General features: G+C 36.7%; 13 protein-coding genes, 2 tRNA genes and 1 pseudogene. 7 read left to right on the forward strand and 9 right to left on the reverse strand.

What is annotated here, in order from left to right; all coding sequences use genetic code 11:
• Positions 1–3: 3 nt before the first annotated feature.
• The 7 genes and pseudogenes from miaB to QF044_RS17435 all read right to left on the reverse strand — a co-directional run bounded on the left by miaB (position 4) and on the right by QF044_RS17435 (position 10191).
• Positions 4–1440 carry a tRNA (N6-isopentenyl adenosine(37)-C2)-methylthiotransferase MiaB gene (gene miaB / locus QF044_RS17405; RefSeq protein WP_307269988.1) on the reverse strand — a complete coding sequence of 479 codons (1437 nt, stop codon included), beginning with the start codon at positions 1438–1440 and terminating at the stop codon, positions 4–6.
• A gap of 272 nt (positions 1441–1712) precedes the next feature.
• Positions 1713–2198: an energy transducer TonB gene (locus QF044_RS17410; protein ID WP_307269990.1), complete on the reverse strand. Its 486-nt coding sequence runs from the start codon at positions 2196–2198 to the stop codon at positions 1713–1715.
• A gap of 118 nt (positions 2199–2316) precedes the next feature.
• A complete protein-coding gene (locus QF044_RS17415) occupies positions 2317–3561 on the reverse strand; it encodes an MFS transporter (RefSeq protein ID WP_307269991.1) in 1245 nt (414 codons plus the stop codon).
• Complete coding sequence (locus tag QF044_RS17420; RefSeq protein ID WP_307269992.1) at positions 3561–5294, reverse strand: thiamine pyrophosphate-dependent enzyme; 1734 nt, start codon at positions 5292–5294, stop codon at positions 3561–3563. Before QF044_RS17420 ends, QF044_RS17415 begins: the two co-directional genes overlap by 1 nt.
• A 334-nt stretch (positions 5295–5628) precedes the next feature.
• A pseudogene (gene lysA, locus QF044_RS17425) lies at positions 5629–6829 on the reverse strand (diaminopimelate decarboxylase).
• A 237-nt stretch (positions 6830–7066) separates the two neighbouring features.
• Positions 7067–8290 (reverse strand): PolC-type DNA polymerase III, encoded by a 1224-nt coding sequence (locus tag QF044_RS17430; protein ID WP_307269994.1) that lies wholly within the window; start codon positions 8288–8290, stop codon positions 7067–7069.
• 374 nt (positions 8291–8664) lie between these two features.
• Positions 8665–10191: a helicase HerA-like domain-containing protein gene (locus QF044_RS17435; protein ID WP_307269996.1), complete on the reverse strand. Its 1527-nt coding sequence runs from the start codon at positions 10189–10191 to the stop codon at positions 8665–8667.
• 380 nt (positions 10192–10571) lie between these two features.
• Between QF044_RS17435 and QF044_RS17440 the strand changes: the two genes are divergently transcribed.
• Both QF044_RS17440 and QF044_RS17445 read left to right on the forward strand, forming a co-directional pair.
• The gene (locus QF044_RS17440) at positions 10572–11981 is read left to right on the forward strand and encodes a rhodanese-like domain-containing protein (RefSeq protein WP_307269998.1); all 1410 of its coding nucleotides are present in this window, start codon (positions 10572–10574) and stop codon (positions 11979–11981) included.
• Between the two features lie 9 nt (positions 11982–11990).
• Positions 11991–12290 (forward strand): co-chaperone YbbN, encoded by a 300-nt coding sequence (locus QF044_RS17445; RefSeq protein WP_307270000.1) that lies wholly within the window; start codon positions 11991–11993, stop codon positions 12288–12290.
• An 84-nt stretch (positions 12291–12374) separates the two neighbouring features.
• On the opposite strand, the gene QF044_RS17450 is transcribed toward QF044_RS17445, so the two are convergent.
• A complete protein-coding gene (locus tag QF044_RS17450) occupies positions 12375–13196 on the reverse strand; it encodes a hypothetical protein (RefSeq protein ID WP_307270003.1) in 822 nt (273 codons plus the stop codon).
• Between the two features lie 85 nt (positions 13197–13281).
• Positions 13282–14040, reverse strand: coding sequence for a nitrilase-related carbon-nitrogen hydrolase (locus QF044_RS17455; RefSeq protein WP_307270005.1), 759 nt, complete (start codon positions 14038–14040; stop codon positions 13282–13284).
• A 103-nt stretch (positions 14041–14143) separates the two neighbouring features.
• Here QF044_RS17455 and QF044_RS17460 point away from each other — a divergent pair, with 103 nt between their 5' ends.
• The 5 genes from QF044_RS17460 to QF044_RS17480 all read left to right on the forward strand — a co-directional run bounded on the left by QF044_RS17460 (position 14144) and on the right by QF044_RS17480 (position 18441).
• On the forward strand, positions 14144–14584 hold the full coding sequence (locus QF044_RS17460) for a DUF6646 family protein (RefSeq protein ID WP_307270007.1): 441 nt from the start codon (positions 14144–14146) through the stop codon (positions 14582–14584).
• A gap of 102 nt (positions 14585–14686) precedes the next feature.
• Positions 14687–16168 (forward strand): RIP metalloprotease RseP, encoded by a 1482-nt coding sequence (gene rseP / locus QF044_RS17465; protein WP_307270009.1) that lies wholly within the window; start codon positions 14687–14689, stop codon positions 16166–16168.
• Between the two features lie 80 nt (positions 16169–16248).
• A tRNA-Asn gene (locus QF044_RS17470) sits at positions 16249–16322 on the forward strand.
• A gap of 431 nt (positions 16323–16753) precedes the next feature.
• Positions 16754–16827: transfer RNA gene (locus QF044_RS17475), tRNA-Asn, on the forward strand.
• A gap of 183 nt (positions 16828–17010) precedes the next feature.
• Positions 17011–18441: a serine hydrolase gene (locus QF044_RS17480; protein WP_307270013.1), complete on the forward strand. Its 1431-nt coding sequence runs from the start codon at positions 17011–17013 to the stop codon at positions 18439–18441.
• Positions 18442–19005 lie beyond the last annotated feature (564 nt).

The raw sequence follows: 19005 nt of genomic DNA on the forward strand, positions 1-19005 counted from the left end.
AAATTATTCTGCAGTTCTTCCTAAAAGTGTGCCCTGTGTATTATCATAGACAAAAACATCCACAATGTCACCCACTTTTTGCCCTTCCTGCATATCGAACACACAAACTGCATTCTGGGAATTCCTTCCTTTCCACTGGTTTTCATTTTTTCTGGAAGTTCCTTCTATCAGAACCTGGTGTACTCTTCCAACGTAAGTTTCCATCCTTTTCCTGGATAGTTCACGCTGAAGTTCAATAACTTCATTCAAACGCTTCTGCTTTACTTCAAAAGGAATATTGTCTTCCATCTTTTTATGCGCCGGTGTTCCGGGCCTTTCTGAATAGGCAAACATATAACCGTAGTCATATTCCACTTCTCTCATCAGGCTTAATGTATCCTGGTGATCTTCTTCAGTCTCATTACAGAAGCCGATGATCATATCCTGGGAAAAAGCAATATCAGGAACAATCTCCTTTGCTTTTCTGATTAAATCTAAATATTCTTCACGGGTATGCTGTCTGTTCATTGCAAGAAGCATATTATTGCTCCCGCTCTGGACAGGAAGGTGAACGTAATTACAGATATTGTCATGTTTTGCAATCATTCTGAATACATCCAGGCTCATATCCTGAGGATTGGAAGTAGAGAATCTTACTCTCATTTCGGGAACAGCTTTAGCCACCAAATCAAGCAATTGAGCAAAATCAACGGCGGTTGCTTTCTGCATTTCAGAAGCTTTTGCGAAATCCTTTTTAGGACCTCCTCCATACCATAAGTATGAGTCTACATTTTGTCCTAAAAGAGTAATTTCTTTGTACCCGTTATTTAAAAGATCCTTACATTCTGCAATGATAGAATGTGGATCACGGCTTCTTTCTCTTCCTCTGGTAAAAGGAACCACACAGAAGGTACACATGTTATCGCAGCCTCTGGTGATGGTTACAAATGCTGTAACTCCGTTTCCGCCTAAACGTACAGGGTTGATATCTGCGTAAGTTTCTTCCTTGGAAAGGATTACATTAATGGCATCTCTCCCGTCTTCGGTTTCCTGCAAAAGATTAGGAAGATCCCTATAAGCATCAGGGCCTACCACAAGATCTACCAGCTGTTCTTCTTCTAAGAATTTGGTTTTCAAACGTTCTGCCATACATCCGAGAACGCCAACCGTCATATTTGGTTTTTCTTTCTTAAGTCTTTTGAACTGGGCAAGACGCATTCTTACAGTCTGCTCTGCCTTTTCACGGATGGAACAGGTATTTAAAAGGATAAGGTCTGCTTCTTCCACTTTCAGGGTGGTATTGTATCCCTGCTCATTCAGAATAGAGGCAACAATCTCAGAATCAGAAAAGTTCATCTGACAGCCATAGCTTTCTAAAAAGAGTTTTTTAGAGTTCTCAGGCTTTTCAGCGATGGCAAAAGCTTCGCCCTGTTTTGTTTCGTCTATATATTTTTCCTGCACTGTAATCAATTTAAGTTCAATATTCAGGATACAAAGTTCAATGCTGAGGGATGAAATTTAGCTCCTGAACAGATTAGTCTGCAAAGATACAAAATATTGTGACAGAATGTCAGGACTATCTTCCGATAAATTTTACTGAAAATTCCACTGGAAAAATAATATTCTAATCATGATCAGCTATATCATCTCTGCCTGAGGTGCCTGTTGGGAGAAACCTTTAACTCCAAGGAAAAGTAAAGGCAGTAATAAAAGATATTTTTCAAGTAATTGATTTATAGATCTGTTGATATTGAAGAGATATTCATCTTAATTTTGACCTGTGAAGTGACGGGATGGCCGTTGCATGAAGCTGGTATCCAGTCTTTTTTTATACGTCTTACCACATATTTCATATCATCAAAAAAATAAGAGCTGTTGGCTACTTTCGGACTTCCTTCAATATCGGTGACTTTTCCTGTCTGATCTATCGTAATAGTGAATGTAAAATCTCCGTTCAGCACATAAAAATCTGAGTTCAGATAATCTAACATAAATTTTCTCAAGGTTTCTTTATAAACAAGAACACCGCCTTCAAATCCGGCAGGTTTAAAATCATTACAATTCTTTACGGCAACCTGCAAAAGTGGTTGTTTAATGTCTATTTTTAACAGGTTTTTATTAACCTCGGCAATGTTATTATCCCCTCTTTCTTCAATGTCCTGCTGTGCAAAAGTAAAATTTGCCACAAGCATTGTTATAAATAATATAAATGCTTTCATAGAAGCGTATCCATTGGTTATTAAGATTCTTTGAACAAAGTTAATTTTTAATTGTTTGATAAAAAAGAAAAACTTCAGGCATTCACCCGAAGTTTTTTAACAAAATATTGAATTTAAATTATGTATTCAAGGGCTGGGATTGTACTTTGCTTCCCGTTTCTTTTAACATCGTTGAAATCAAAACAGCCAATACAATTCCTGTTATCCAGAATAATATGGAATGTTGAAAATGCATATCTCCGGAAGAAATGTCCAGACTTTTCCCGAACCATCTGCTGAATACAGGACTTACCAGTGTAGTAACTCCAAAAGTGATAAAATTAATAGCTCCGGTTGCACTTCCTTTTACATAATCAGGATTGGCTTCTTTAATAATGGAATATGGGATCATCGCTGCTCCTGAACCAAGCCCAAAAATAAACATACTGATTTTCGCAGGGTAAAGTTCCGGCAGGTAAATCAGCTGTAGAAAACTTAAGATCATCAGAATAGCTCCGGCCATCAGAACAGGCTTTCTTCTTCCTATTTTATCGGTGATAAATCCTAAAAGCGGGCATCCGAACACCCATCCAAAAGCTACCATAGCACTGGTAATGGCAGCATCGTGAAATAGAAATTCTTTATCTTTTTGAAAGAAGGCAACTCCCCAGGTCATTGCAAAGATGGTAGTAGGGGCGAACAATAATCCTGAAATAATTCCACAGAGCCAGGATTGGGGATTTTTAAAAACAATTTTGTACGGTTCCAGATATCCGACTTTTTTTACAGGATCTCCAGACTGTACTTCAGCCTGTTTTTCACCGGGAATGACAAAGAATAAGCAAAATGCTGTAATCAAAGTGATAATTCCGGACCAAAGCCAGAATGTATCGATATTGATTCCTTCTTCTACCCATGGCCCCACTACAAACTGCCCGGCTGTTCCGCCCAGCATTCCTATACATTGGGTAACTCCGACCGCTGTAGCCAGAGATTTAGATGAAAAGCCTTTACTCGCCAGATAAACACAGCCCGGAAATGCAAAAGCACAACCAGCTCCCTGCAAAAGTCTGCCCGCGATACCACCAGTATAGGTAGATATTAAAAACAGCAGACAGCCCACTCCAAGAATTAAAGCTCCGCCAAAAAGTGATTTTTTCCCTCCGAACTTATCTAAAGCAATTCCTGCAATAAGGCTGCAGGTGGAATAAGTGTAATAATAGGTTCCGATCATACTCACCAGCTTCAGCTCTGTTGTATTGAAATTGCTGACGAGTTCCGGAATCATTACTGCAGGTGCGGAACGGATCACATAATCAAGGAAATAAAATACGAGCCCGAATACCCAGGCGATGATATAAAATCTTTTTAAGGAAGCATTCATTACAGCAGTCCTTTAATATGTTTATAATTGGTTTTCACAGTATCCAGCACTTCTTCCATTTTACCACCAAGCATCAGTTGAGCCATAGATTTGGTCATTCCCACTACCTGGTCAAAATCTACTTTCGGAGGCAGGGCCAGTGCGTTCGGATTGGTAAATATATTGAGAAGGTACGGTCCATCAAAGGATAAGCATTCTTTGATGGCACTTTCTACATCTTCAGGTTTATGAACGTTTTTCCCGGGATATCCCATTGCCTGAGCTACCATCGCAAAATCAGGATTGATCATATCCGTTTCATTATCCGGCATTCCCCCTACTTCCATTTCCAGTTTTACCATTCCCAGGGTTCTGTTATTGAAAACGATCAGTTTAACCGGTAATTTATACTGGAAAATTGTAGCCATATCTCCGAGAAGCATCGAAAGTCCTCCGTCTCCACACATCGCAATCACTTCCCTGCCTGGATGAGCCAGAGCTGCACCAATAGCCATCGGCATAGCATTCGCCATTGAACCGTGATTGAAAGAGCCCAGCATTTTTCTTTCGCCGGTTCCGGTGATAAACCTGGCTCCCCACACGCAGCACATCCCTGTATCTACTGTAAAAATGGCATCTTTTTTAGCCACCTGATCTAAGATATGCGTGACATATTCCGGCTGGATAGCATCTTCTTTTCCAAAGTCTTTTACATAAGTAAGCTGGTTTTCTTTTACTTTCTCATAAAACGCCAACTGTTCATTAAGGAAATGCGTATCCGTTTTTTCTTGAAGGAGCGGCAGCAAAGCTTTAATGGTTTCTTTCACATCTCCCGCCAATCCTAATTCAAGTTTTGCCCTTCTTCCTAATCTTTCGGGGCTTTCATCGATCTGGACAATTTTATTTTTTACCGGCATGAATTTCTGATAAGGAAAATCGGTTCCCAGCAGGATCAAAAGATCTGCTTCGTGCATCGCATGATAAGCGGAAGGAAATCCCAAAAGCCCTGTAAGTCCTACTTCATTAGGGTTATTGGGCTGAATTGACATTTTCCCACGGAAGGAATAACCTACCGGTGCTTTTAAAAACTTTGACAGTTCTACTACTTCAGCATTTGCTTCTCCTGCTCCGATTCCGCAATAGAGCGTTACTTTTTTGCTTTCATTAATTAAGCTTGCAAGGCTTTTCAATTCATCATCGGAAGGCCTGATTACGGGATTGGTCCTGAATATCTGGGTGGAGGTAGATCCTTCTTCCGCATCAAGTTCTGACACATCTCCGGGAAGTCCGATAACAGCAACTCCTTTTTTTGAAATGGCGTGCTGAATAGCCGTCTGTAAAGTTCTCTGTACCTGTTCAGGTCGTGTGATCATCTGATTGTAGTGGCTGCAATCGTCAAAAAGCTTTATGGTATTGGTTTCCTGAAAATAATCCATTCCCATTTCGTCGCTTGGAATTGTGGAAGCAATAACCAGCATGGGAACATGAGATTTGTGCGCTTCGTAAACCCCATTGATCAGATGAACATGTCCGGGGCCGCAGCTTCCTGCACATACGGCAAACCCATCAAGCTCAGCTTCCGCCGCTGCTGCATAGGCTCCCACTTCTTCATGTCTCACGTGGATCCATTCTATGCTGCTTTTTTTAACGGCAATATTAAGATGGTTGAGACTGTCGCCGGTAACTGCGTAAATTCTTTTCACATTGGCGTCTTCGAGCATTTCAACAATCTGCTCTGCTATGTTTTTAGCCATAATTACTATTTTTGGGTGTTTATTTTCGTTATAGAAATTGAATAAAGAATGGTAAGCAATGATTAGCATTTAATCCTTGCCTCTCTCAAATTTAGCTAATAAATTACAATTTCAAAGCCAATAAAATATTAAAATTTCAACATATTTAAGGTACTGCGATTAAGATGAATTGCTTTAAATCATAGTGAAGTGAAGCTATTAAGACAAGCAAGAAACAAAACCGTCTGGCTTTGAGCGGATTTCTGTATCCTTTATATATCAATAAACATTTTTCAAGTTTTTGTTTAAAAGAAAAACTCCGCATTAATTTGCGGAGTTCTATTTTATATCTGATTTAGATTACTTCTATCTGATTTCTCAGCAGGTCCTCAAATTCATCTCTTTTACGGATCAAGTGTGCTTTTCCGTCTAAGAACAATACTTCAGCAGGTTTTAATCTTGAATTGAAATTAGAGCTCATTTCAAAACCGTATGCTCCGGCATTATGGAAAGCCAGGATATCCCCCTCTCTTACTTCATTCAGTTTTCTGTCCCATGCGAAAGTATCGGTTTCACAGATGTTTCCTACAACGGTATAAATTCTTTCTGCCCCTTTTGGATTGGAAAGGTTTTCAATCATATGATAAGAATCGTAGAACATCGGACGGATCAGATGATTAAATCCTGAATTTACTCCTACAAAGACCGTAGCTGTAGTCTGCTTGATTACATTGGCTTTCACTAAAAGATAACCGCTTTTTCCAACGAGGAATTTTCCCGGTTTCAAACCATAATTCAAACTTTCGGCCTGTAGATTTTGTGAATTCAGACAACACTTTTTCTACTTTCTTTCCTAAAGTTTTTACATCTGTTTCTTCTTCGCTATCCTGGTAAGGGATTTTGAACCCACTTCCCATATCCAGGTATTTAAGATTAGGGAAATGCTCAGAAAGCTCAAGCATAATATCCAATGCCTGAAGGAAAACGTCCGGATCCTTGATCTCACTTCCGGTATGCATGTGAAGGCCTTCCACATTAAGGTTGGTACTTTTCATAACTCTTTCAATATGACGAACCTGATGGATAGAAATACCGAATTTGCTGTCGATGTGTCCCGTTGAGATTTTATAGTTTCCTCCTGCAAAAATATGCGGGTTGATTCTTACAAGAATTGGATATGTATTCCCGAATTTATTCCCGAACTGCTCAAGAATAGAGATGTTATCAATATTTATATGAACGCCCAGCACCATTGCCTCTTCAATTTCAGCAAGGTCTACACAGTTGGGTGTGAAAAGGATCTTTTCTTTAGTAAATCCTGCCTTCAATCCAAGCTTTACTTCATTTATTGATACACAATCCAAAGACGCACCCAGGTTCTTGACATACTTCAAAATATTAATGTTTGTCAATGCCTTTGCAGCATAAAAGAACTTTGTGTGTTTTAAAAAAGAAGATGTAAGTTTCTCATATTGAGTTTTGATAGATTCAGCATCGTAAACGTACACCGGGGTGCCAAACTCAGTGGCAATCTTTAATAATTCTTTTGAATTCATAATTTCATTTTAACATAAAAAAAGGCAGATTCTTAGATAAAGAGCCTGCCACATTAATTATTTTTATGCAAGACAAGTCTTTTAAATATTCCAAACCTTAGAGAACTTCACAGTTCCCTTCTTTCCAGTTTTAATTTGTTTAAAATTTTGCATTGCTTCTTTTTTATTTTGTACAAAAATACTATTTATTTTTTATTTTAAGAAAATTGATTTTGAAACCATTTTCTAAATTTTCTATTACTTCGGTAATGGTAATGTCTCAAAATCACCACGAAGGAGTGCCAATTGGAGATCATTATGCAGATCCGTTGATGGCAAAGGCAAATCAATCTTCAGCTTTGAAAGCTTACTGAGAGTCTGTATCTGAGTAAACAGTTCATAAAATCCGTAAGACATTATTTTTCCGTTCTCGATGATCAGAAACATTTTTTCTCCCAATTTTCTTCCCTGCCCCAGCCAGAGTTCGTTTCTTTTTCTGAAATCTATTTTTTTAATGAAAACATGTACATCATTAAACTCTTCCTGTGAGCCAATAAACTGAACGGCCTTCACACCCTGGGTAAATGATCTGAATTTCAGGATCGGCTTTTCTGTTTTATTCAGCTTATTTTTTTCAACAATGTATTTATTGTTCCTAAAATAAAGACCGAACAGGAAAGTTTCTTTTTTCTTGATATTTTTAGAATTGAGGATCAGTTTAGCAATAATATCTGTGCCTGTAAGCTCATAATTGATCTGTTCCACATCTTTCTGTAGCTGTTCCCATTTTTTGGATTTGGAATTAAAAACTTTTTTTGAAAATTTATTGATATCCTGGACATAGTCTGATAACATAATTCTTCCCGCTTCATCCTGAAAATAGACAAAGCCTTTTTCGTTGGGAAGATCCTGAGTCAGGACTTTGATTTTATTGATATAGGTTTTGGCATTGGTTTCATCATGCTGCTTCTGGATGATTTCATTTTCAGTATCTTTTGATACCAAAAGCTTGAACAGCTCCAATGTTGCCCTGGCATCACCTTCAGCTCTATGATGGTTCGTCAATGGAATTCCTAAAGATTTCACAAGTTTCCCCAATGAATAACTTACCTCATCCGGGATCATTTTTTTCGCTAAAGGAATGGTATCCAAAGTATTGATCTGAAAATCATACCCTAATCTTTTAAAAGACTGGCGAAGCATTCTGTAATCGAAATCAATATTATGTCCTACTAAAGTAGTATTCTGAGTAATTTCAATAACTCTTTTTGCTATCTCATGGAATTTTGGAGCGGTTTTCACCATTTTAGGCGTGATGCTGGTGAGCTTCTGTACAAAAGGGGTAATATCGCTTTCAGGATTGACAAGAGATATAAACTGGTCAGTAATTTTCTGGCCATCATATCTGTAGATGGCTATATCTATAATGCATTCATCTCTATAACCTGCACCATTACTTTCTATATCTATAATTGAATACATTGAATTGTAGTATACTGCTATTTTTTAATTAATAATAATAATTCCAGGCATCATAATTCCGTTATGAGGCCTATACATAACCCATGCCATAGGTCACATAACGGTCGAACAGCATGCTCTATGTCTTTGATATTAAAAACAATACCACAAAAAGACACCTATGCACTGATGAGTGAAACTATCCCGCCAAATAACTTATAGATCAAATTTTTATCTAATAGTAAAGGAAGATTGGCTAAAATAACAAAAAATATATCAAAAAAGTAAAACTAGCATTGATACTGTCCATGATCAGATTCAGACCTGGGTCATCCGAGACAGTAAACAGCTGATTATCTTCTTATGACAAATTATTTGCTGGTCAGCTTTTCACTCTATCTTCTTCTTCCCCCGAGACCTAACATTCCCAAAATAGCCTTTGCGCCTTCACGCATCAACGTACTTGTAAATGTTCTTCCCGCTTTGCTCTGAAGTACCTGTTCAAACATTCCAGGTTCTTCTTTTACTGGTTTTGTTTTCTGATTAGGTGCAGAATTTTGAGCTGCCTGCTCCATTCTATTGGTAAGCATCTCATAAGCTGATTCTCTATCAACCGGCTGTTCGTATTTAGCCACTAATGCAGAACTTCCCGTCAATTCTGAAATTTCTGCATCATTCAGAACATCCATCCTGGATTCCGGAGAAATTAAATACGTGTGAACCAAAGGCGTAGGAATTCCTTTTTCATCCAGAGCCGTAATAAATGCTTCACCGATCCCAAGATTCTGAATCAGACTTGATGCATTATAAAACTCTGTTGTCGGATAGTTTTCAACAGCCTTGGAAATTTCTTTTTTATCCTTGGCAGTGAAACCTCGCAGTGCGTGCTGAATCTTCAGTCCAAGCTGAGAAAGTACATTTTCAGGTACATCCCCCGGAATCTGGGTAATAAAATAAATTCCTACACCTTTGGAACGAATCAGCTTTACCATCGTTTCTATCTGTGAAAGCAAAGCTTTTGAAGACTCGTCAAAAATCAGGTGAGCTTCATCTATAAACAGTACCAGTTTTGGTTTTCCACTGTCTCCTTCTTCAGGAAAAGTCATATAAATTTCCGCAAAAAGTGAAAGCATAAATGTGGAAAAAAGCTGTGGTTTACTCTGAATTTCAGCAACTCTCAATATATTAACAACTCCTTTTCCATCTCTGGTTTCAAGAAGGTCTTGAACATCAAAACTTAGTTCTCCAAAGAAATCTGAAGCACCCTGTTGTTCCAATGCAACAATAGATCTTAAAATTGTTCCTAAAGAAGCTGGAGCTATAGAGCCGTAATTGGCGGCCAATTCAGCTTTCCCCTGGGCATTATCTGTTACATACTGCAGAACCTTCTTCAAGTCCTTAAGGTCAATTAAAGGAAGGCCTTTATCATCACAGTATTTAAAGACAATAGACATAATACTTTGCTGCGTATCATTCAGCTCAAGGATCTTGCTCAATAAAACAGGTCCGAATTCTGTAACGGTAGCTCTTAGTTTTACTCCTTTCCCTCCGGAAATACTCATCAGCTCTACCGGAAATGCCTGTGGGTTATATGGAAGCTGTGTTTTAGCGTATCTTTCTTCAATCACAGGATTCATCTTTCCGGCTTCTGCTATTCCGGAAAAGTCACCTTTAATATCTAAAACCAAAGAAGGGATTCCCGCATGGGAAAGCTGCTCGGCAAAGACCTGAAGTGTTTTTGTCTTACCTGTTCCCGTTGCTCCGGCAATAAGACCGTGACGGTTAATTGTTTTCAAAGGAATAGTCACGTCAACTTCCGTTACCACTTCCCCGTCAAGCATTCCTTTTCCCAGTATAATGTGTTCTCCTTTCGGATTATATCTTGCGTTCAGTTCTTCAATAAATTGTGTTTTGTCTGCCATCTGTTTTTTTTAAACTTATAAATATAAAATTTTTTGCAAAATATTCGGTTATTAAAGTCATATTCTGCAATAATCTTTTGTTAATAATACCTTGAAATTTAATTTGAAACAGTCAGCAACAATTTTACGCCAGAGAAAAGAAAATTAAATCATAATACTTTTTAACATTCTTACAATTACACAATTATTTTCATTTTTAGAATATGATAAAAAACAGTCACTTCACTTCCTTTCTTTTAGAGCCTCTTTTTTATTTGAAAACAAAGGACTTTATGAGAATAAGTCCATGGATATTGAAAGAAACTATCATCTGAATTTAACATTTCGTTTACATTTCATCTAATACTTTGTATCTTTATCTAAAATTTAAAAAAGACCCAATGAAAATTGAACAAATATATACGGGCTGTCTGGCTCAGGGTGCCTATTATATTGTATCAGGAAATGAAGCTGCCATTATTGATCCATTAAGAGAAGTAAAACCTTACCTGGATCGCCTTGAAAAAGACAATGTAACTTTAAAATATATTTTCGAGACCCACTTCCATGCTGATTTTGTTTCAGGACATTTGGATCTAAGTAAGAAAACAGGAGCCCCTATTGTTTACGGCCCCACAGCCCAGCCAGCTTTTGAGGCTATTATCGCAGAAGATAACCAGATCTTTGAGATCGGAAAAATAAAAATAAAAGTACTTCACACTCCCGGACACACGATGGAGAGTACGACTTACCTGCTGATTGATGAAAATGGAACAGAAACTGCCATTTTTACCGGTGACACCTTATTTTTAGGTGATGTAGGAAGGCCGGATCTTGCGCAAAAAGCAACCAATCTTACCCAGGAAGATCTTGCAGGCATTCTGTATGAAAGCCTTCAGACGAAGATTATGCCATTGGATGACAGTATTACTGTTTATCCTGCACATGGTGCCGGTTCAGCCTGCGGAAAGAATATGCAGAAAGAAACGGTAGACATTTTAGGAAACCAGAAAAAGACCAATTACGCGCTTAATCAGCCGGATAAAGAATCATTTATCAGAGAGGTTTTAGACGGCCTTACTGCTCCACCGAAATATTTCGGAATGAATGTAGCAATGAACAAAGGCGGATATGAAAGCCTGGATATAGTTATGAATAAAGGACTGAACCCCGTTGCTGCAGAAGATTTTGAGGCACTGGCAGAAGAAACCGGAGCTTTAATTTTAGATACAAGAAGTCCTGCCGAATTCCATAAAGGCTTTGTTCCTAATGCTATCAATATAGGATTGAAGGGCGATTTTGCCCCTTGGGTAGGAAATATGATCGTAGATGTAAAACATCCTATCCTTCTTGTAGCTGACGAAGGCACAGAAGAAGAGGTTATCACAAGATTGAGCAGAGTAGGGTTTGATAATGTTGTAGGATATCTGGACGGAAGTTTCAGCGCATGGAAAAACTCAGGCAAGGAAACAGACGAGGTCAAAAGGATCTCACCTTCAGAATTCGCAGAACAGTTTACAGAAAATGCTAAAATAATCGACGTGAGAAAGCTAAGCGAATATTCAGCTGAACATATTGACAATGCATTCAATAAACCCCTTGACACAATCAGTGATTGGGTAAAAACCATTGATGATTCTGAACATTTCTTTCTTCACTGTGCAGGAGGATACAGAAGTATGATTGCAGCAAGCATCCTTAATTCTCACGGCATCAGAAATTTCACTGAAATAGAAGGAGGATTCAATGGAATCAAAAAAACAGAAAAACTTCCGACAACAGATTTTGTTTGTCAGTCGAAAACTTTATAAAAACTAGCTATGTCACAAAAATTCCAGGAAATCATAGATTCCGAAAGACCTGTGTTAATTGATTTTTTTGCTACTTGGTGTCAACCATGCAAAGTACAGTCTTCAGTTTTAAATACGGTAAAAGAAAATGTAGGTGAAGATGCAAGAATCATAAAGGTAGATGTTGATCAATACCCGGCTCTTGCGGCTCAATACGGAGTTCGCGGCGTACCGACTTTAGCCATCTTCAAAAAAGGAGAGATGCTGTGGAAAGAAAGCGGCGTTCATGATGTCAATACATTGACCCAACTTTTAAAAGAACATGCCTAAAACTGTGATTTTTCACAGTTTTTTGTTTTTATATACCCATAGATTTACACAATCGTGAAATCTATGGGAGTTTTATAACGATTACTACGGACAATTTTTCTCATACTCTTTTATGATACCAATGTAAATTTCGGCCTGTCTGTTTTGTATTTTATCGCCTACGATATAGAATAATTTTTTGGTTTGCTCTCTATCTTTTTTTACTTCTTGTAAGGTCGTTTTATAAATTTCCTGATATTCTTTTTGTAGCGTTTTATCCAAATGTTTTTCCTGCATCATTTCTTTATCAAAAGAATTTAAATACTGATCAAATGAACTACAATCTCCGGCAACTGCTCTAAAAGCTTCAACGATATTTTCAATGGATGAGCCCATTTTAGAGTTAAACTGACTTTTTTGTTTTACTGCCAAAACCGTATAAGGTTCACCACTTTTTTGGATATAAAAATTTGAGTGAGTATAATAGCACGCATTCAAGCCCATACACTCAAATACATTTGAGCTGTATAATTTAATTTTACCGTCATAGAGTAAGTATTCGAAAGTTTCGGCTGTATCATTTGAAAGATTTCCTCTCTTGTCTACCGTTTTTACTTTAATTTTTTCCTGAATTTGTGAAATTTCATCACCATTATAATAGATAATTTTTCTTACATCTTTAGAGCTTATTTCTTTCTTCTTCCCATCTGCCTGAGTTGTATATTGAAATGCAGATATCCTGTTGTTGACTATTATTTGTCCCACATTAATCGTTTTAGTAACTGCATCAACAGAATTTGCTTTAAATGAAGATCCATCTTCCAATTGAAATTCAACCCTATTATTTTCATTAATACGCTTATTTTCCTGAGCTTTCATAATCAGATTCAAAATACAGAAGACAGCGAAAAGTAATTTTTTATTCATATAGTATTCTTTCTAGTTATATATTTTAAAATTAAAAATATCTCAAAACATTCAATGAAAATGAAAAATAATAAATCTTATCTTCCTAACTATTTAATTTGATCTCAAAATCATCCCTATCATTTAAAAATTGAAAATGATTTCTGAAATTTTTCAATTCTTTAAGATCTAATTCTGCAGAGACAATATTTCCGTTCTTGTGGGAAATTTCTTTTCCATCTGCAAAAAAGCAGTGAGAACTTTCCTGATAAAACAACTCATTCCCATCTGTTCCTATTCTGTTCAGACCAAAAACAAAAGACAAATTTTCTATCGCCCGGGCTTTTAAAAGATGCTCCCAGGCTCCTACCCTTTTTTCAGGCCAGTTAGCCACATAAAAAACAGCATCATAATCATCATTATTTCTTGCAAAAACCGGAAACCGAAGGTCGTAACACACCTGAAGTAAGATCCTGAATCCCTGGTAATTAACAATAACTCTTTTATTACCCGGTGTATACACCTTATCTTCCCCTGAAAAAGAGAACAAGTGTCTTTTATTATAGAAAACCGTTTCGGAATCAGGCTGTACAAAATACATTCTGTTATAAAAACGACCACTCTCTTCTACGGGTGCGCTTCCGCAGAAAGCCGCATTTTTTTCTTTCGAGAGCTTTTTCAGAAAATCAAGAGATTCTTCATTCCGGTCTGCAACTTCAGCTGCATCCATACAGAAGCCGGTAGAAAACATTTCCGGAAGCAGGAAAATATCTGCCTCCTGATCGTTCAGCTGATCTTCGATCAATTGAAAATTTTTGCCTTTATTTTTCCAGGCAATATCTAAATTTAGTCCTGTAATTCTCATAAACCTTGTAAAAACTTCAATAAAAATACAATTTTCTGTTGATTTCGGTTCTATTTTTGCTCAGGATATTTCTTATCTAATACCTTTTAAAAAGTAAAATTTTATGAAGAAATTGTTTTTTGTGTTGATGATTGCTTTTTTTGGAACGGCAGCCAACGCACAGGCTTACACAGGAAAAGGCGACCAGAAGATCCAATTTGGACTAAGTGCCTGGGGATACGGAACAGGAGTTACAGGAACTTATGATTATGGTCTGAACAAGCTTGTATCCGTGGGTGCAGGACTGAATGCTTACTTTGGCGATTATAAAGATAATGATAAGGACAACCGTGTTTTTGTTTTCGGAAGGGTGAATTTTCACCTTAATGAAGCGCTTGATCTGCCTTCAAAATGGGATATTTATCCCGGTGTTGATGTTGGTGTTTTGGGTAAAGATTTTGGAATTGGGGCACACATCGGAGCCCGCTACTTTTTCACAGAGAAAGTGGGTGTTTTTGCAGAAGTGGGCAATAACGGCAGTATCGGTGTTTCTTTTAATCTGTAAAACCAGCTTAATATATGACAAAGCTTCTCATTTCGAGGGGCTTTTTTATTTGGCATAGTTTTGATAATTGTTACCTTTGCAAATTAAATCTAAAAATTATTAATGGAATTAGCAATCAAGATTTTCCAGTTCATACTAAGTATTTCTATTCTAGTGGTTCTTCATGAGCTTGGACACTTTTTACCGGCAAAATGGTTTAAGACCAGAGCTGAAAAATTCTTCCTCTTCTTTGATCCATGGTTTTCCATCTTTTCAATGAAGAAAATCAACGGAAAATGGCAGTATAAATTTCTTTCCAAAAACCTTCCGGACACAGAAACTATCGTGGTAGACGGAAAGGAGAAAGAAGTTCCTATCGATATATCAAAACTTTCAGACAGCGACTGGAGAAAGCATCCTGAGCAAACTAAATACGGAATCGGATGGCTTCCTTTCGGAGGTTATGTGAAAATTGCCGGAATGATTGACGAGAGCATGGATACCGAGCAGATGAAAAAACCTGCAGAGCCATGGGAATTCAGATCAAAGCCAGCTTGGCAGAGATTGATTATCATGCTTGGAGGAGTTACAGTAAACTTTTTCTTAGCCTGGATTATTTTCGGATCTCTTTCTTATTTCAACGGTGAAACCTCTTTTGATACTTCAAAAGTAGAAACACCGATGCATTATACCAATATTGCAAAAGCAATGGGCTTTGAGGACGGTGATAAAATCTTAAAAGTAGACGGAAAAGTTCAGAATAATCTGGATAAACTGTCTTTGGATATTTTATTAAGCGACCAGGTAACGGTTTTAAGAAAAGGAAAAGACGTTACTTTCAATACTAATGATGACGGAAAAGCACTAGCCTTCAAAGATGAGAACCCTAAAGCTTTCCTTACACCGAGATATGCACCTGTAATTGACACTATCGTAAATCCTAAAACAGCTGAGGCAGGCTTAAAAATAGGCGACCAGGTAGCTTCTGTAAACGGTCAGAAAATCAATTATTATGATGAACTGCAAAGTATTGTTGTAAAAAATGCAGGAAAGGTTATTAATATGGAAGTAGTAAGAGCTGGCACAGTACAGCCTTTAAGTATTGAAGTTTCCAAGGAAGGTACATTAGGAATTGCTTCTTATAAGCAGCTTCAAAAATTCGCCAATACACAGCATTTCACTTTTGTAGAATCTATCGGAAGAGGATTTACAAGAAGTATTGAAAGTCTGACGTATCAGGTAAAGCAGTTTAAACTGGTATTTAACAAGAAAGTTCAGGGGTATAAGAAAGTAGGTGGTCCTTTGGCGATCATCAAGAATATGCCAGTAGAAAAGTCGAAAGACGGAGCAGTATCTATCAACTGGAGTTTATTCTGGAGTTTTACAGCTATGTTCTCGGTATGGTTGGCATTCCTGAACCTTATTCCTATTCCGGGTCTTGATGGCGGACATGTGATATTTACCTTATGGGAAGTGATTACGGGGAAACCTGTTCCTCAGAAAGTATTGGAAAATGCACAGATGATTGGGGTTATCTTCCTGTTAGGATTGATGTTACTGATCTTCGGAAGCGACATCTTTAAAGCGCTCACCGGCAGCTTGTAATTTTTTTGAATTTTTTCTAAAAAATATTTGTAAGGTATAAATATTCGTCCTATATTTGCACCACTTAAAACAAAGGACATTCCTCCTTAGCTCAGTTGGTTAGAGCATCTGACTGTTAATCAGAGGGTCGCTGGTTCGAGCCCAGCAGGAGGAGCAAAAAAAGACTTACAGCAATGTAGGTCTTTTTTATTTTTAAGATTTAGCAGAGATGAAAACAGACTCTATCATCGTACAAAAAAAACAGCGCCATATCTGAATCAGCTATTAATTTGTCCATAGTGGTCTACCTACTTTAAAAGTATCTTATTATCATTTTTCTCCTGTAACTTGTTTTGAATTTTCTGCCAGAAAAAATCAGAAAGCAGGCATTTAAACTCTGTAATAATTTTACCTGTCAATTTTTTTACAATCCAAGGAACCGTATAGGACATTTATCTAAGAATTATTGGAGTTAAGTAAAAAGCAACTGAAATATTTCTTACTGAAATTCAACATTTTTGCTTAAAAAACACCGTTAATTGGAGATAAAATTTGCCTGATATAAATATTCCTTTTATATTTGCAGCACCTTAAACAGAGGAAAATTCCTCCTTAGCTCAGTTGGTTAGAGCATCTGACTGTTAATCAGAGGGTCGCTGGTTCGAGCCCAGCAGGAGGAGCAAAAAGACTTACAGAAATGTAGGTCTTTTTTTATTTTACAGCTTTGACATAAGATCAAACATCCATACTCTTCTAACTACTTCCCCTATTCTTCATATTTATTAATGAATGTAACAAAATAAAAGTTATAGATATCTTTAAATAAGATTACTTTAAATACAAACATTCACAATCAATAAAAAATGAAACAATCCACTTTAATATTATTATTCCTTCATCTTTCTCTTTGGAGTCAATGCCAGGATTCCTCGACATTTAAATCAATTGATAATTACCTCAGAGAAACCATTAAAATAAATGAAATCCCGGGACTGGCAGTTGGTATCATAAAAAATAATAAAGTTATTTTTCAGCAGTATTATGGAACAGAAACCTTGGAAAGCAATAGAAAAGTTAATCCAAACTCAATTTTCAGGGTTTACTCTACTTCAAAACTAATTTCTACGGTTGGTGTTTTCCAGCTTGTTGAAAAAGGGAAAATTTCAATAGAAGATAAAATATCAAAATACCTGGCCAATCTTCTTAACACCTGGCAGGATGTTAAAATAAAGAATCTCCTCACCCATTCTTCCGGTATTCCTGATATGATTCGCTTTACTGATATTTCAGTTGACGCTACCGATGCAGAAGTAATCGCCAGACTTACAAGAGAGAAGATGGAATTTGAAACAGGCGACCAGTTCAGATACAATCAAACCAATTACTGGCTTCTCACAAGAATTATTGAAAAAGTAAGCGGACAAACTTTTGAAGATTTTATATTGAAAAACCAATTTCCGGAATCAGAAAACAGCATCTTATTTTCATCTAATTCTCTTGAAATGCTCCCAAACCGGGTTGTAAAATATAATTACAATGCTGATACAGGAAAATATGAAAAATCCACTAATATTGATGGAATAAGAGCTCATTCCGCAAATGGATTAGCCATCAGCCTTCCGGCCTTTTTACAGTGGAGCATTCAACTAAATAAAGGTGATCTACTGAAAGACGGAACGAAGAAAATGATGTGGAAACCATTTGATTTCTTTAACAAAAGGGACGTTTTCGGATATGGTTGGGAGATTACTAAAATTAATACAATACCATCATACGGCTTTTCGGGCGGAAATGTAAGTGCATACAGAATCTTCCCGGAAAACGATCTATCCATTATTGTCATGTCGAATGGTTACAAATTTTTCCCTGTCCAGTATCAGATCATTAATCATATCGCGGGACTGGTCGATAAAAATTTAATAGATCCTTACTTATCAGCAGAAGAATCAATCATTTCTAATTTCATGACAAAAGACTATCCATCTGCACAAAAAGCCTATTACAACAATAAAGCAAAAAATCCAAAATGGAATTTTGAAAACACATTGAATTCAGTCGGATATACTTTGCTTAGAAAAGGTATGATCAACGAATCTATTAAAGTATTTGAATTAAACACCAGAGAAAATCCCCAATCAGGAAATGCATTTGACAGCTTGGGTGAAAGTTATTTTGTCGCTAAAAACTATACTGTAGCACTGGAAAAGTACAAAAAAGCTTTTGAACTTGATTCGCAAAATAATAATGCAAAGGACATGATTATGAAAATAGAAAAAGCAATGAACAATAACTAATGGATATTCTATAAGCGCTAATTGAAATAAAAGACTCAAATGATTTGGGTCTTTCTTATTTATAGCCTGGTGATTTTTAGTTTATAATATCCACACACGATAAAATCCAATTACTTTATCAACAATCATTTCAAAACTTTAAAATCAACCGTAAGTAAAGCTTGTTCATAATTATACTATCAATTTGTGGAAAAAATACATAAGAGATGCTAAATCTTCTGATAATCTTAAGACTACCAATGTTAATAACCTGTGGAAAAAATATGAACAAGCTGTTAGTCCAAAATGGAAAATTTGTACAAAGGACATGGATAACCTGTGTATAACTTATCAATATGTTGTTAAAAACATGTCAAGAACCAATAAACCGATGTGAATTAATTATGGGAAAAGTTGTGGATAACGAAATTTTCGGCTTAGTTGTTAAGCTCATTCTATATTATCATTCTAAGAATCAAACGATATTATTTCATTATAAATTCATTGTTATTGGTTGATTAATTCACATAATCTTTTACTGTTATTTTCGTTACATTTGTAGTTTTATGATTTTCAATTAAAAAC

The organism is Chryseobacterium sp. W4I1, assembly GCF_030816115.1.
Taxonomy (GTDB): Bacteria; Bacteroidota; Bacteroidia; order Flavobacteriales; family Weeksellaceae; genus Chryseobacterium.

Coding starts and splice junctions, on each gene's coding strand:
- QF044_RS17415 (WP_307269991.1), bottom strand. CDS start 3,561: ATGAATGCTTCCTTAAAAAGATTTTATATCATCGCCTGGGTATTCGGG.
- QF044_RS17455 (WP_307270005.1), bottom strand. CDS start 14,040: ATGAGAATTACAGGACTAAATTTAGATATTGCCTGGAAAAATAAAGGC.
- QF044_RS17460 (WP_307270007.1), top strand. CDS start 14,144: ATGAAGAAATTGTTTTTTGTGTTGATGATTGCTTTTTTTGGAACGGCA.
- rseP (WP_307270009.1), top strand. CDS start 14,687: ATGGAATTAGCAATCAAGATTTTCCAGTTCATACTAAGTATTTCTATT.
- QF044_RS17410 (WP_307269990.1), bottom strand. CDS start 2,198: ATGAAAGCATTTATATTATTTATAACAATGCTTGTGGCAAATTTTACT.
- QF044_RS17445 (WP_307270000.1), top strand. CDS start 11,991: ATGTCACAAAAATTCCAGGAAATCATAGATTCCGAAAGACCTGTGTTA.
- QF044_RS17435 (WP_307269996.1), bottom strand. CDS start 10,191: ATGGCAGACAAAACACAATTTATTGAAGAACTGAACGCAAGATATAAT.
- QF044_RS17450 (WP_307270003.1), bottom strand. CDS start 13,196: ATGAATAAAAAATTACTTTTCGCTGTCTTCTGTATTTTGAATCTGATT.
- QF044_RS17440 (WP_307269998.1), top strand. CDS start 10,572: ATGAAAATTGAACAAATATATACGGGCTGTCTGGCTCAGGGTGCCTAT.
- QF044_RS17420 (WP_307269992.1), bottom strand. CDS start 5,294: ATGGCTAAAAACATAGCAGAGCAGATTGTTGAAATGCTCGAAGACGCC.
- QF044_RS17430 (WP_307269994.1), bottom strand. CDS start 8,290: ATGTATTCAATTATAGATATAGAAAGTAATGGTGCAGGTTATAGAGAT.
- QF044_RS17480 (WP_307270013.1), top strand. CDS start 17,011: ATGAAACAATCCACTTTAATATTATTATTCCTTCATCTTTCTCTTTGG.